General features: G+C 69.6%; 12 protein-coding genes and 1 pseudogene. 5 read left to right on the top strand and 8 right to left on the bottom strand.

All coding sequences use genetic code 11. The annotated features are described in order from the left end of the window. Positions 1-2: 2 nt before the first annotated feature. Complete coding sequence (locus JKJ07_RS45745) at positions 3-461, bottom strand: hypothetical protein (protein WP_202998364.1); 459 nt, start codon at positions 459-461, stop codon at positions 3-5. A 112-nt stretch (positions 462-573) separates the two neighbouring features. On the opposite strand from JKJ07_RS45745, the gene JKJ07_RS45740 reads away from it, so the two are divergent. Then, positions 574-1,320, top strand: a complete 747-nt coding sequence (locus JKJ07_RS45740) for an AfsR/SARP family transcriptional regulator (protein ID WP_202998363.1) — start codon at positions 574-576, stop codon at positions 1,318-1,320. 138 nt (positions 1,321-1,458) lie between these two features. Here JKJ07_RS45740 and JKJ07_RS45735 read toward each other — a convergent pair whose 3' ends face one another. Continuing rightward, the gene (locus tag JKJ07_RS45735; protein WP_202998362.1) at positions 1,459-1,878 is read right to left on the bottom strand and encodes a cupin domain-containing protein; all 420 of its coding nucleotides are present in this window, start codon (positions 1,876-1,878) and stop codon (positions 1,459-1,461) included. A gap of 16 nt (positions 1,879-1,894) precedes the next feature. After that, positions 1,895-2,566, bottom strand: coding sequence for a hypothetical protein (locus JKJ07_RS45730; protein WP_236031209.1), 672 nt, complete (start codon positions 2,564-2,566; stop codon positions 1,895-1,897). A 98-nt stretch (positions 2,567-2,664) separates the two neighbouring features. On the opposite strand from JKJ07_RS45730, the gene JKJ07_RS45725 reads away from it, so the two are divergent. The 3 genes from JKJ07_RS45725 to JKJ07_RS45715 all read left to right on the top strand — a co-directional run bounded on the left by JKJ07_RS45725 (position 2,665) and on the right by JKJ07_RS45715 (position 8,705). Beyond that, positions 2,665-5,343, top strand: coding sequence for an ATP-binding protein (locus tag JKJ07_RS45725; protein ID WP_202998361.1), 2,679 nt, complete (start codon positions 2,665-2,667; stop codon positions 5,341-5,343). A gap of 278 nt (positions 5,344-5,621) precedes the next feature. Next, the gene (locus JKJ07_RS45720; protein ID WP_307834786.1) at positions 5,622-7,013 is read left to right on the top strand and encodes a M28 family peptidase; all 1,392 of its coding nucleotides are present in this window, start codon (positions 5,622-5,624) and stop codon (positions 7,011-7,013) included. 96 nt (positions 7,014-7,109) lie between these two features. Continuing rightward, a complete protein-coding gene (locus tag JKJ07_RS45715; protein WP_307834785.1) occupies positions 7,110-8,705 on the top strand; it encodes a serine/threonine-protein kinase in 1,596 nt (531 codons plus the stop codon). 25 nt (positions 8,706-8,730) lie between these two features. Here the strand turns inward: JKJ07_RS45715 and JKJ07_RS45710 are convergent, their stop codons facing one another. Next, on the bottom strand, positions 8,731-9,291 hold the full coding sequence (locus tag JKJ07_RS45710) for a gamma-glutamylcyclotransferase family protein (protein ID WP_202998360.1): 561 nt from the start codon (positions 9,289-9,291) through the stop codon (positions 8,731-8,733). A gap of 71 nt (positions 9,292-9,362) precedes the next feature. Continuing rightward, positions 9,363-10,022 carry a hypothetical protein gene (locus JKJ07_RS45705; RefSeq protein WP_202998359.1) on the bottom strand — a complete coding sequence of 220 codons (660 nt, stop codon included), beginning with the start codon at positions 10,020-10,022 and terminating at the stop codon, positions 9,363-9,365. A gap of 459 nt (positions 10,023-10,481) precedes the next feature. Here JKJ07_RS45705 and JKJ07_RS45700 point away from each other — a divergent pair. Further along, positions 10,482-11,776, top strand: a pseudogene (locus JKJ07_RS45700) (IS701 family transposase). Positions 11,777-11,952: 176 nt separating this feature from the next. On the opposite strand, the gene JKJ07_RS45695 reads toward JKJ07_RS45700, so the two are convergent. The 3 genes from JKJ07_RS45695 to JKJ07_RS45685 all read right to left on the bottom strand — a co-directional run bounded on the left by JKJ07_RS45695 (position 11,953) and on the right by JKJ07_RS45685 (position 13,773). Further along, positions 11,953-12,261 (bottom strand): MazG-like family protein, encoded by a 309-nt coding sequence (locus JKJ07_RS45695; protein ID WP_202998358.1) that lies wholly within the window; start codon positions 12,259-12,261, stop codon positions 11,953-11,955. 82 nt (positions 12,262-12,343) lie between these two features. Further along, positions 12,344-12,841: a nucleoside/nucleotide kinase family protein gene (locus JKJ07_RS45690; protein ID WP_202998357.1), complete on the bottom strand. Its 498-nt coding sequence runs from the start codon at positions 12,839-12,841 to the stop codon at positions 12,344-12,346. Continuing rightward, positions 12,841-13,773, bottom strand: coding sequence for a nucleoside 2-deoxyribosyltransferase (locus JKJ07_RS45685; protein WP_202998356.1), 933 nt, complete (start codon positions 13,771-13,773; stop codon positions 12,841-12,843). Before JKJ07_RS45685 ends, JKJ07_RS45690 begins: the two co-directional genes overlap by 1 nt. Between the last annotated feature and the right edge of the window lie 4 nt (positions 13,774-13,777).

Raw genomic sequence — 13,777 nt, 5'->3', positions numbered from 1 at the left:
CGTCAGCGCGTGACGCGTACCAGCGGGGTGACGCACCTGGTGCCGTCATTCAGATAGACGGCGGCCAGCACGCCCTGGGTGCTCGCCACCGAGTGGGTGCTCTGTTCCCAGCTCACGCCGCTGTTGCCGGTGTCTCCGGCCCTCGCCACGTCGTGCAGGGTGCTCGCCGATCCGCCCCACGCCCTGATCACGGGCGTGTTCCCGAGGTTGTCCCGCCAGCTGATCACCAGGCGGGACGGTGTGAAGTCGGTGTTCCAGGCCACCCGGTAGACCTGCCAGGTCAGCGGGTCCTCGTTGTAGATCCAGAAGGTGAAGTGGACCCTACGGCCGGCGAGGTCGCAGAAAGTCCTGCGGGCGGTGGAGACGTCAGCCGAGGCGGGCACGGCGAAGGGCAGAACCCCGGCCAGGGACAACAGGGCAGCGATCCCGGCCCGTACGAGGTTCTTGCGGGTTTTCTTCACGATTTCCTCCCATGTGGATGGCAGCCGGATCACGATCACCGCCCGTCCTTGCCACCGCCTTGCCACGCCCGCATATACGGCCCGTATACGGCGTTTCCCTAGGGTCGCCCGCATGGAGATCCGGCTGCTCGGCCCGGTGCAGATCCTCGATGCCCGCGGCGACGTGGTGGCGCTGCGTCGCCGCAAGGAACGCCTCGCCCTCAGCGTGCTGCTGCTGGAGCCGGGCCGGGTGGTCGACGTCGATCGGATCGTCGACCTGCTCTGGGAGAGCGGTCCGCCGGCCGGCGCGCGGGCGACGTTGCAGGCCCTGATGTCGCGCATCCGGACGGCACTGCGCGGCGCGTCCGGCGTCCGGCAGCCGCTGCTGCGGGCCCAGGGCTCCGGCTACGTCCTGGACGTTCAGCCCGCCGCGGTCGACCTGCACCGGTTCCACGCCATGGTCGCGCGGGCGCGCGAGGTCGGCGAGCCGGGCGAACGGTCGGCGCGGCTGGCCGCGGCCCTCGACCTGTGGCGCGGCCCGGCCCTGGCCGGCACCGCGACGGGCGCCCTGCGGCACCGGCTCTGCGCCGAGCTCGACGAGGCCCGTTTCGCCGCGCTCAGCGACCGTGTGGACGCGGACCTGGCGGCCGGACGGCACGCCGGGCTCGTCGCCGAACTGTCCCGGCTGGCCGTCACCTATCCCCTGCGGGAACGGGTGCACGGGCAGCTGATGCTGGCGCTCTATCGCTCGGGCCGCCGGGCCGAGGCCCTGCTGGCCTATCAGCGGGCAAGCCAGACCCTGGCCGCCGAGCTGCGCCTGCTTCCCGGAGCGTCGTTGCGGCGGCTGCACGCGGACATGCTGCTTGACTGTGTCGCATGAACACGGTTTTCACTGACTGTGCCTGTTCAGCTAGTGAAAACCGAGAGGGCTGCGATGTCCTGCATCCGCACCGTCATCAACGTCGTCCTCCTGGCCGGAGTCGTGCTCACCGAGTACGGATGTGACGCGGCCACGGTGTCACCGCAGGTCCAGCTTGAAGTCGGCGAAGTCGAACCCCGGGGAGACCACGCAGCTCACCAGGACGGCCTCCGGACCGGTGGGCACGGCCGCCTGCCAGACGCCGGCCGGGATCAGCACCTGCGGGTTCGCACCGCTCAGCACCTCGGTGGTCGCCAACTCGGGCGTCTCCCCGGCGCCACCGAGGCTGAGCTCGAGCGGGCCGCCCGAGTGCCAGAACCACAGCTCGTCGGAGCGCACCACGTGCCAGGCTGAGCTCTCCCCCGGGTTGAGCAGGAAGTAGATCGCCGTCGCGGCGGCGCGCGGGCCCGGGTATCCGTCCGGGTTGATCGTGGTGGCCGATCGGAAGGTCTCGCGGAACCAGCCACCCTCGGGATGCGGCTGCAGGTCGAACTGCTCGGCGAGCGGCGGTCGAGTCATCTCATGTCTCCTAGAATCAGGCGTCGTCAAGCCATGCGTTATACCGCAGCCGCAGCGCGCGCTCGGTGCTGGCCACCGCCGCGACCACCGCCAGCCCGACGTTGAACCACGCGGGCAGCCGGAGGGGCGACGTGAACACACCCCAGCGGTCGGCCACCGGCGGGATCCGGGAGAGCGACTCGACCAGCTGCGGCAGGGCCAGGATCGCCGCCACCAGCAGCACGAGCAGCGAGAACGCGCCGATCGCCCGGCTCAGCAGCGGACGCTCCCGGTCGAGGCGAGCGCGGCGGCCCTCGCCGGAGCGCGGATCGGGGACGAGTTGCCGCTCGCTCCCGTCGCCGGTGACGAAGTGGCAACGCCGCAGGCCGAACGTCGTCGCGGCGACCTGGATCTCGCCGCCCTCCACGGTGAAGATCGCGGGCAGCACCGACCGGGCCTGTCGCCGGCCGTCGCGGTAGAGGTGCGCCCCGATGTCGCCGCCCTCGTTCTCGGAGCGCATATGGTGCACGTCCACGGCGTATTCGGCGGGCCGGCCCGCCCCCGCGTCGGGCGGCAGATAGAACAGCGACCGGGTGAGCAGCTGCCACCAGCGGAACCTTTTCAGGGGTCGGCCGTCACCGGGCCTGACCCGCTGGATCGCCCGCCGCCTGCGCCATTGATCGAACATCTCGGGTCGAGTGGAAACCATGTTGCCGCGACACGGTCAAGACGTTCCCCCGGGCTGGTCGCGATCGGGGTTCGTGACGCATAGTGGGAGGCCGATCGCCCATCATGGAGTGGCCTCTTTTGGATCGTGCAGGGTTTGTCGTCGATGCCGCGCTGCTCGACCGGTTGGCACAGCTGGGTGGCAACGTGTCCGCGCTGCACCGGGAGATGCTGGCGAAGGCCGGCGGCGCGCGCGTGCCGAGCCTGGCGACGTTGCATCGGGCCGTGACGCAGGCGCTGGCCGTGGAGGCGCCCGCGCTACCCGACCCGGGCGTGGCGACGACGATGGACGAGCTGGCCGAGCAGCTCTCCGCGCTCAAGGCCTGGGCCGGTGATCCGTCCTACGCGCGGATAACCTCGCTGGTCAACGCGGCCGGGCGGCCGAACGGCGACCCGGTCGGCCGGACCACCGTGAGCGACTGCTTCCGGCCCGGCCGGCGCCGGCTCAGCGCGGAGCTGGTGACGGCGATCGTCCAGGTGCTGCACCCCGATCCCCTTTACCTGGCGCAATGGCAGCAGGCGTTGCAGGCCGTCGCCGGTCAGCGGTGGGCGGCCTCCCAAGTACGCGTTTACGGCACCTTGCCGCCGGAGCTTCCGCTGTTCACCGGTCGTACGGACGAATTGCGCCGGCTGCGCGAGGCGCTGGCCACTGACGGGATCGCCGCGATCCAGGGGATGGCCGGAGTCGGGAAGACCCAATTGGCCGTACGGGCGGCGCACCTGCTCGCGTACGAGCGAACGCTTTTTGTCAGTTTGCGGGGGTTCGACCCCGACCCGAGCCACCCGCCGGCCGACCCGGTCGCCGTGCTCGACGGTTTCCTGCGACTGCTCGGCGTCCCCGGCTCCAACATCCCGCACGACCTCGCGGCCTGCCGCCAGCTCTTCGACGAGCGGCTTTCCGGCACCCGTACGCTGGTCGTGCTGGACAACGCGGCCGACGCCGACCAGGTGCGGCCCCTGCTGCCGACCACGCCGGGCTGCTCGGCGCTGGTCACCAGCCGGCGCAGTCTCGACGCGCTCGACCCGGCCGTCTCGCTGAGCCTCGAGGTCTTCGGGCCGCCGGAGGCGCTGCGGTTCCTGACCGACGAGGTGGGCGCGGCGACCGTCCGTGACGACCCCGAGGCCGCGGAACGCATCACCGAGCTGTGCGGCCGCCTGCCGCTCGCGCTCGGCCTGGTCGCGGCGCAGGTGCGGGCGAAACCGGGCTGGTCCCTGGCCGACCACGCGGACCGGCTCGACGAGCGCCGCCGCACCGGGCGGCTGGACGACGGCGTGGCCCTCGCCCTCGACCGGTCCTATCAGAACCTGGACGCCGGCCAGCAGCGGCTGCTCCGGCTGGTGGCGCTGCACCCGGCGGAGGACTTCGACTCGCACGCGGCCGCCGCGCTGACCGGCGGCGACCTGGAAACGGTCCGTACGGGCCTGCGGCAGTTGTACGCCGACCACCTGATCACGCTCGCGGGCGACGACCGCTACACCCAGCACGACCTGATCCGCCTGCACGCGGCCGAGCTCGCCCACGAGCACGAGCGTCCGGCCGCCCGGCGCGAGGCCCTGACCCGCCTGTTCGACCATTACCTGGCCACCACCGTGGCCGCGATGACGATCCTGTATCCGACGGGCGCCGACCGCCGCCCCTCGGCCCCTCCCACCGCGACGCCGATTCCCGCGCTGCCCGACTCGGACGCCGCCTCGGCCTGGCTCACCGCCGAGCACTCCACGCTGATGGTCGTCGCCGCGTACGCCCACGACCACGGCTGGCCGACCCACACCGTCCGCCTCGCGCAAGTGCTGTTCTTCTACCTGCTCTACACGAGCTACCGCGACCTGCTGGCCATGAACGACCGGGCCGCCGTGGCCGCGCGCTCGGCCGGTGACGCCCACGCCGAGGCCAAGGCCTTGTCCGCGCAGGGCGTCGCCTACACCAACCTGGGCCGGACCGAGCTCGCAGCCGATCGGCTCGAGCGGTCGGCCGGGTTGTTCCGGAGCGTCCACGACGTCCGCGGCCAGGCCCACACGGTGATGAACCGGGCCAACCTCGAGTTCTACCACCGCGGCCCGGCGGCGGCGAAGGTTCACTACGAGAAGGCGTACGCCCTCTATCTGGAGGCCGACGACCGGATCGGCGAGGCCCGCGCCCTGCACAACCTCGGCTACAACGAGGGGACGCTCGGCAACTTCGAGGCGGCGATCGACTTCCTGACCCGGGGGCTCACGATCCACCAGGAGGTCGGCGACCTCAACAGCACGGCCAAGGCCCTGAGCAACATGGCGAACATCGAGGCCCGCGGCGGCCGGCTCGACGAGGCCCGCAAGCACGGCGAGGAGGCCCTCGCCCTGGCCCGCCGGCTCGGCAACCGCAGCTTCGAGGCGGACGCCCTGGACGCCCTGGGCCTGGTCCACACCCGCCTCGGCGAACCGGAACCGGCCATCGACTGCCACGAGCGGGCCCTGGCCTTCAAACGCGCGGCCGGCGACCGCGTCGGCGAGGCCGACATCCTCAACGGCCTGGGCGAGGCGACCCGCGCGGCCGGCCACCTGGAGTCGTCGATCACCCATTTCGAGGCGGCCCTGACCATCGCCGGCGACAGCGGCATGGCCGAACAACAGGGCCGGGCCTGCACCGGCCTCGCCCACACCCTCGACCAGCAGGGCGACCGGGCCGCCGCGAGGCAGTATTTCGAGCGCGCCCTGCACCTCTACACCGAACACGACATGCACGAGGCCGAGGCCATCCGCACCCTGCTGGCAGCCCGGTAGAGCGGAACAAGCAGCCCAACGACGACGGCACAACTCTCGTGCGCCATCGCTCCCCCGTTTGACCACCCGTCCCCGCTCATCCAGAAAGATTCTCGTATCTCAACCGGCCCGGCCGGCAAAACCCGACCGACTCCGGCCGTTTCTCAGCCACCTGCGGCGTCGAAGCACCTGAGCGATATAGGTACTTCGATATCTTGTGCCCGGTGGGGCATTCCTGTTCTCCTACGGCTGGCCATAGATTGGCCTCGATCATAGGAGCCCTCATGAGATGCAGAGCGGTGACAGCTGTCCTCGTCGCGGCGACGGTGGCCCTCTTCGCGGCGCCGGCGGTGGCCTCGACCAGCGTACGAACGCTGTCGGCCGCTCCGCCCGCCGTGAACGTCGCCAACGTCAACGCCCACCTGCAACAACTGCAGACCTTCGCGAGCAGCAACGGCGGCAACCGCGCCACCGGCACGGCCGGGCACACCGCGACGACGACCTATTTGCAGCAGAAACTGCAGGCGGCCGGCTACACCGTCACCGTCCAGACGTGCACCACCTGCAGCGGCTCGGCCAAGAACATCATCGCCGACTGGCCGGGCGGCGACACCAGCAACACCTACATGTTCGGAGCCCACTCCGACAGCGTCTCGGCCGGGCCGGGCATCAACGACGACGGCTCCGGGACGGCGACCCTGCTCGAAGCCGCACTCGTCCTGGCCGCGAACAACCCGGCCATGACCAACCACGTCCGGTTCGGCTGGTGGGCCGGCGAGGAGCAGGGGCTGATCGGCTCCAAGTTCTACGTCAACTCGCTGACCACGGCCCAGCGGACGGCGATCAAGGCGTACGGCACCTTCGACATGATCGCCTCCACCAACGGCGGCTACTTCGTGACCGGCACCGACGCCGTCGCCGTCAAGCTGCGCGAATACTTTACGTCGATCAACGTACCGACCGAGACGTCGACCGAGTGCTGCAGCGACGACGGCTCGTTCCGCAACGCCGGCATCCCGTCCTCGATCAACTCCACCGGGGCGAGCTACAAGAAGACCAGCGCCCAGGTGGCCAAGTGGGGCGGCACCGCCGGTCAGGCGTACGACCCCTGCTACCACAAGGCATGCGACTCGTACCCGTCGAACATCAACTCCACCTCGCTGGGCCGCTGGGCGAACGCCGAGTTGTACGCCGCCTGGACCCTCACCACGGGCACCGCCGGGCCCGGCGGCTGCGCGAGCCCCGGACAGAAGCTCGGCAATCCCGGCTTCGAGACCGCCACGACCCCGTGGACCGCGTCGACCGGAGTCATCGGCGCCAACACCGGCGAGGCCTCACCGCGCACCGGCACCCGCGACGCGTGGCTCAACGGCAACGGCTCGACCAGCACGGAAACCCTCTCCCAGTCCGTGGCCCTCCCCGCCGGCTGCAGCACCTACACGCTGTCGTTCTACCTGAAGATCAGCACGGCCGAGACGACGACCAGCACCCAGTACGACAAACTGACCGTGCAGGCCGGCTCGACCACGCTGCAGGTGTTCTCCAACCTCAACGCCGGCGCCTACACCCTGCGCTCGTACAACCTGGCCGCCTTCGCCGGACAGACCGTCACCCTCAAATTCACCGGGGTCGAGGACTCCTCACTGAAAACGTCATTCGTCATCGACGACACCGCGCTCACCGTCAGCTGACCGGAACAAGCCCTGAGCGGCCGCCCGGCCGCCCCGGCTGCGCCGGCCGGTCGGCGATAGGGTTCGCCCATCATCCTCGATGGACTGGGAGCGGGCGTGAGCGAACCCGACGGCCGGCTGCGTCCGGAGGACCCGTCACATGTCGGCCCCTATGAGCTCGTACGGCGGCTCGGGGCGGGCGGCATGGGCGTGGTCTACGAGGCGCGGGCCCGGGACGGCCGCCGGGTGGCGGTCAAGGTGATCCACGCCCAGCTCGCCGGGAACGACGGCTTCCGGGCGCGGTTCCGGTCCGAGGTCGCCCGCGCCCGGCAGGTGCCGCCGTTCTGCACGGCCGAGGTGCTCGACGCCGACCCGGACGCCGCACAGCCCTACCTGGTGGTCGAGTTCGTGGACGGGCCGTCCCTGGCCGAGGAGATCCAGCGGCGGGGCCCGCTGAGCCCGGCGAACCTGCACGGCCTGGCCATCGGGGTGGCGACCGCCCTGGCCGCGATCCACGAGGCCGGAGTCATCCACCGCGACCTCAAACCGCAGAACGTGCTGCTGGCGCCGGGCAGCCCCAAGGTGATCGACTTCGGCATCGCCCGGGCGCTGGAGCCGACGACCCAGCACACCCGGACCGGCGAGATCGTCGGCTCGATCAACTACATGGCGCCGGAACGCTTCGGGGCGATAGCCGACGCGGTGACCCCGGCCACGGACGTGTTCGCCTGGGGCTGCGTGGTGGCCTACGCGGCCCAGGGCCATCCCCCTTTCGACGCCGACTCCGCGGTCGGCGTCTTCGGCCGGATCATGGGCGGCACCCCCACCCTGGACGGCCTGACCGGCCCGCTGCGCAACCTCGTGGAACAGGCGCTGTCCGCGTCCCCACAGCTGCGACCGACGGCCCGGGACCTCATCCAGACCTTGATCGGCCCGGACGGCGACGGGACCGCGGTGGTCCGGGATGTCCTCGAGCAGCGCGCTGCGGTCGGCCGGGCCCGGCATGCTCGCCCGCGCAGGGCTTTTCTCGCCACGGCCGTCATCCTGGTGCTGGCTCTGGCCGGCGGACTCGGTTTCGCCCTGCGCGCCCGCAACACCAACTCCGACCAGACGTCGGCTTCGCCGAGCAGCACCGGCTCCGACACGACGCTGGTCCTGCCGAGCGGCATCCTCGCGATCTCCAACCCCCTGGTCACCGACGGCGAGTGGGAGCCCTCATCGGTCCAAGGCGGCCAGACGTACTGCCGCTTCACCAACGACGGCCTGAAAATCCAGAACCAGGACCCCGGCATCTGGCGCTGCTCCGGCCCCGACCGACAAGTCAAGGGCATCTACTCCGTCGAGGCGACCGGCCACCTCGACCGCCCCGGCAGCTGCCTCGGCATCTGGTTCGCCTCCACCCCCGCCACCCGCTACCGCCTCGACGTCTGCCCGAGCGTCTGGCAGCTGCACGCCGAGGAAGAAGCCAGCGGCGACAGCACCGTGCTGCAACAGTGGAATGTCGCCAGCAGCACGCAACTCCACCCGCAGATAGTGGTCGAGAACGACACCGTACGGGTCGGCCACGACGGCATCCTGCTGGGCCAACAGCCACTGAACGAGCCCGACCTCACCGGCGGCCCCTTCGACCTCGGCGTTGTCAGCACCCCCAACACCAAGAAGGGCCCGTACGGCGTCACCTTCACCCACATCGAGGTCCGCGTCGCCGGTTGACGGGCAAGGCCATGGACCAGCGTTGTTACCTCCTTGAGTAGGTTCGCCTCTCCAACTCGACGACCGGCACGTCCGCCCTCGCCAACGCGGCCTGGAGATTGGCCAGGTTCTCGCCGCGGCCCTCGAAGGCGGCCACCACCTTGTCGAGGTACGCACGCCGGATCCGGGCGGTGCCGCGCACAATCCCGGCGCGGGCGTTCGCCGCTCTCCCTGGCTTGCCGACGTACGTCCACACCACTTCGGGCCGACCCCCCTCGGCGGCGATCTCATCGGTCACCAGCACCCGGTTGTAGTTGCCCTCGCGGACGTCAAGCTTCTGCAGGTGCTCCGCCTCGACCCGCATCACATACCCGGACGTCTGAGCGTCCCCATCCGGCTCGACGTTCAGGAAGAGCACCTGAATCTGCGGACGCGTGCCGGTGCCAGGCTCGTAGTAGCGAACCTCCCGGCTCGTCGTATTGTCGGTGCACACGTTCCAGCTGAGCCGCCAACCATGCAGGGTCGCGCGCAGGTAGTCGACGCCCGCCACCGCGGGCCGACCAAGAATCGTGCCGATCTCGTCGGCGGAGGCCATCGAGCCGTACACGAAGACCCCAACCTCATCCAAGCAATCTCACCCCCGCGCTGCGTCCCGTCAAGGATCGGCCCAGAAGCTCCTCAGCTGCCCGGCTGATGGACTGCGGTGCCCGGATCGGTGCTCTGCTCAAGGGCCGTCCACCACTCCTCCAGCTCATCGACCCGGCTCTGGAGTGCGGCGTTCGCCGCCCGGGCCGTCGCCAGTTCCTCGGTCAGCGCACCGATCGGCCCGGAGGCGGTCAGGGCGTCGAGCCAGCCCGCGACCAGCCGATCCTCGGCGGCGACCCGGCGGAGCGCGGAGGCGACCACCTCCGGTGACAACTCAGCCACGAACTCTCTCGGGAGCGTGAGCAGACGAGCGACCTCGCCGAGGCTCCGCGCCGCGCTCATCTGGCGCCGAAGGCGCTCGGCGGACGGCACCGCCGGTTCGGCCGGTGTCGCAGCCGCGATCGGCTTGGCGGGAGCAGGAGCGGGCTTCGACACAGGCGCGGGCGTAGGTGCCGGCTCCGGTTCGGGCTCGGCCTCTGACGGGAGTTCGGGAAGGTCGTCCCCCACCCAGGCGTAGGCCAGAGTGTCGCCCTTCTGCCGTCGGACGACATTTGGCCACTTGGGCAGAACCGCCAGCGCACGAGGCCCGTGCCGGGCCCAGGTCTCGTTCTTCAGACCGAGCTCGGCCAGACGCTCCCGGATCTCTCGCACGTTCAGCGGGACCGACGACTCGGCCAACAGGCGGAGAACCACCGCGAGGGGCTCTTGGCCGAAGACGGCGTGGAACAGCCGGGAGTCGGACAGAGCCAGGAAACGCAGCGAACCCCTCGTCGCGACGTGAACACCGGCGCCCCGTGGGACAAGCTCTTCGTCACCGGTGTCATCCCACTTGACCTGATAGCTTGTCCCGTCATCCGCAAGGATCGATCCGGCTCGGGCACGGCGTACGCCAAACGAATCGGACACCCGGACAAGACCCTGATCTGCGCTCACGACTGCGACTGTAATGGTTATCGCCGCGGCCGGTGCCCCGGCCGCCAGCCCATCCAGGCCAGGCTCATCGGCCGTGTGCGCCCACCGTCGGCTTGGCGGCAAAACTCCGAGGCGAGATAGTACTCCAGCCGTAGATCGTGATCTCTGCGTGGCGGTGCCGGATGCAGGGCGGCCACCGCGTGATCATCGTCGGTTGTGTCGACGTCAGATGACCTCACGGTGGCCGTGGGGCACAGCATAGAACCTGTCCTGTTACGAGCGGCGGTCGATGGGCTGCTGGGCCGGATCGCCGGGCGTTTCGCCCGGGTGGAGACCCGCCGTCGGGCGAAAGGCCTGGTCTTGGGCCTGCTGGCGGATCTACCCCGGAAGAACTGCTGGACCATCGCCGAGCATGCCGGCGACAGCAGCCCGGACGGGATGCAGCACCTGCTGAACCGGGCCAGCATCGACACCGACGGATTACGCGACGACCTGCGTGACTACGTGGTCGAACATCTGGGTGACCCGGATGCCGTGCTGGTCGGCGACGAGACCGGAGACGTCAAGAAGGGCGTGCGGACCGTCGGGGTGCAACGCCAATACACCGGAACTGCCGGGCGGGTGGAGAACGCGCAGGTCGCCGTCTATCTGACCTACGCCAGCCGGCACGGGCATGCACTACTGGATCGTGAGCTCTACCTGCCGAAGTCCTGGACCGGTGACCGGCCACGCTGCGAGCAGGCCGGAGTGCCGGCCGAGGTCGAGTTCGCGACGAAACCGGCGCTGACCACCACCATGATCGGCCGCGCGTTAGATGCCGGGGTCCCGGCGTCCTGGGTCGCCGCGGACGAGGTCTACGGCGCTGACCCGAAGTTGCGCGGCGAACTGGAAGACCGTCGGATCGGCTAGGTCCTGGCGATCGGCTGCGACCGGCGGATCACCACCGCCACCGGCACCTTCCGCGCCGACCAGATCCCGGCAACACTGCCCCAGCAGGCGTGGCAGCCGTTGTCCTGCGGGCCGGGCGCGAAAGGCGACCGGATATACGACTGGGCTCTGCTCGCCTTGAACCCACTCGAGGCAGCGGGCGGCTGCCGGTGGCTGCTGATCCGTCGTCACCGCCGCCACGGTGAACTGGCTTTCTACCGCTGCTACGCGCCCACACCAGTGCCTTTACGCGTTCTGGTCGCCGTCGCCGGGCGCCGCTGGAGCGTTGAGGAATCGTTTCAAGCCGGCAAGGGCTGGCCGGCCTGGATGAACACCAGCACCGCCGCTGGCAGCCCTGGCACCGCTGGACGATCTTCGCGATGCTCGCCTACGCCCTACTCGCTGTCACCACCGCCACCGAAGCCCGCACCCCGGCACCCGACGGCCTGATCGCGTTGACCTGCAACGAAATCCGCCGCCTTCTAGTCGCTCACGTCATCGAACCAGCACGCCGCATCACCGACCCGGACGCCTGGTCAACCTGGCGCCGACGCCACCAACACCGCGCCAAAATCAGCCACTACAAGCGACGACTCCAACACCCATAACGATCTACGGCTGGAGTATTAGGCGCGGCGGTGAGCATCGTTCGAGGCATGTTCGAGTCTGTCAAGCTCCAGCTTGAAAGACGAGGAACCTCGGGTGCGCACTGGCAGCCCGTGCGCGACGCAGATGCTGGTCTCGCGACTTTGTTCTTGATCGGTGCGCCGTTGGCTGCCCTCGTTCAGGTGGGGTCCACCTTTACGAGCGTTCCCGACGCTTCGTCTCTCACGTAGGTGCGGTTGGCATTCTTCGCGAGCTTGTTCTCGACCGCTCCTTGTAGATCTACGCCGGTCATTTCGGCAAGGGACATGACGTAGATCGCGATGTCCGCGAGTTCTTCACCGAGGTTTTCGCGGGCGCGGCGCCACGCGTCGAATGCCTCAGCTACCTCTCCTTGCAGCAGGCAGAACTCTAGGGGAACTTCGCTCGTGTTGAATCCCTTCGCGAGCTTGTTTTCCCAGGTCAGCTTCTGGGCAGACCTGATCTCCAAGACGGGCCTCCGGGTCTCGACGGGCTGCGGGCCGGGGCAGCTTATCGAGTTGGCGCGGTCTCGGTAACCCGTCGTCGGCGTGTCATGCGGCCTCGTCTGGGTGAACGGTGCTACACGGCATGACGGTGGCGATGGTGGTGACGGCACGGAACAGCTGCTCATAGCGCTCGCAGATCAGGGCGATCTCGTTGACGTCGGGTGGATCTTCCTCACCGCGTGCTGCCAGGCGTCGTCTGATTTCGGCGGGTGGCGCTGTGACGTGGACGAAGATCCCGTTGCGGTCGACGACTCGGCGGACCAGGGCCGCCACGTGCTGGTAGGTGAGTCGGGAGGTGCCGCGGTAGATCGGCCCGTACACGAGCTCGCTGAGGAAGCAGCGGTCGAAGACCAGCCGCCCGTCGCGGTCGAGTTGGCGGCTGTAGGTGGTGAGAAGGTCCGTGCCCGGGGGCGCGAGCACCGCGTGGATGAGTGTGGCGTTGAGTTGCTGGGCGACGGCTTGGGCGAGGGTGGTCTTGCCCGCGCCGTCGCAGCCTTCGAAGACGATGGTGTCGTAGTTAGTTGCCCACTGAAGGTCGGTCATCATCGGCTGCCTGCGGGGTGGCCGAGCGGGTGGAGTCGTTCGTCCACGGCGTACTGGATCATGAGGTTGCGCCAGTTGGGTTCACGACCGTGGGCGAAGGTCCAGACGGTGTTCGGGCAGTAGGCGAACACGCGGCCGCCGGCGGCGAGCGTGGCGCCGACTAGGACGGCGGCGCCTGGTGGAGCTTCCGGCCCGCTCAGGTCGGCGATCAGGGTGTGGCTGCTTATAGCGCTCGCCCAGTCGGCTTGGGCGCTCTGCAAGGGGTTGGTGGCTGCGTGCCGTTGGGCGTCACGTCGCTGAGCAGTGCTGGTGTGCTGGCGCACGAGAGCCGCCCACTCGACGGAGGATCCGTACGGTGACGGCTCGACGAACACGGTGCCGGACGATAGTGGCGTGGTCGTTGCCGTCATGCCGTCAGATTTGCTGAGCTCAAGGAGCCGAGCGACGGCTTGGTCGATGCCGTCGCGGATTTGCCTGGTGTTGCGGGCGGCGAAGCGGCGGAATCGGTCGGGGTGATTGTCGGCTTGGCCAAGCCGGTGGGCGCGAATGATGTCGGTGGCGACGGTCTCGATCAGCGGGTCGGCGAAGGCGAACTCGATGCCGTTCTCGGAGAACCCGTACGTTTGGAAGTCGGTGGTGAACACGACGATGGGGACGCCGAGCGCGGCGGCGTAGCCGATCTCCATGCAGACGCCGTCGTCGAGGCTGGGTCCGTGCAGGATGGCGAGCATGCCGCTGAGGCGGGCGAGTCGTTGCCGGTCGAGGTCGAACAGGCGGCGGCCTTTGACGTCGGCGACGAGGTCTTCTTCGTCGGTGTCGCAGAAGGGCAGGAAAACCTTGTCGGGGTCGGTGCGTTCGGCGAGCGCGGTGGCGGCCAGGGCGCCGAGGTGGCGGTCGTGGGCTGCGAACAGCCGGTGGGCGACGTAGAACATGAGC

The sequence above is a fragment of the Paractinoplanes lichenicola genome (assembly GCF_016785085.1).
In the GTDB taxonomy this organism is placed as follows: Bacteria; Actinomycetota; Actinomycetes; order Mycobacteriales; family Micromonosporaceae; genus Actinoplanes; species Actinoplanes lichenicola.
This window is presented reverse-complemented; position numbering and strand designations above follow the sequence as displayed.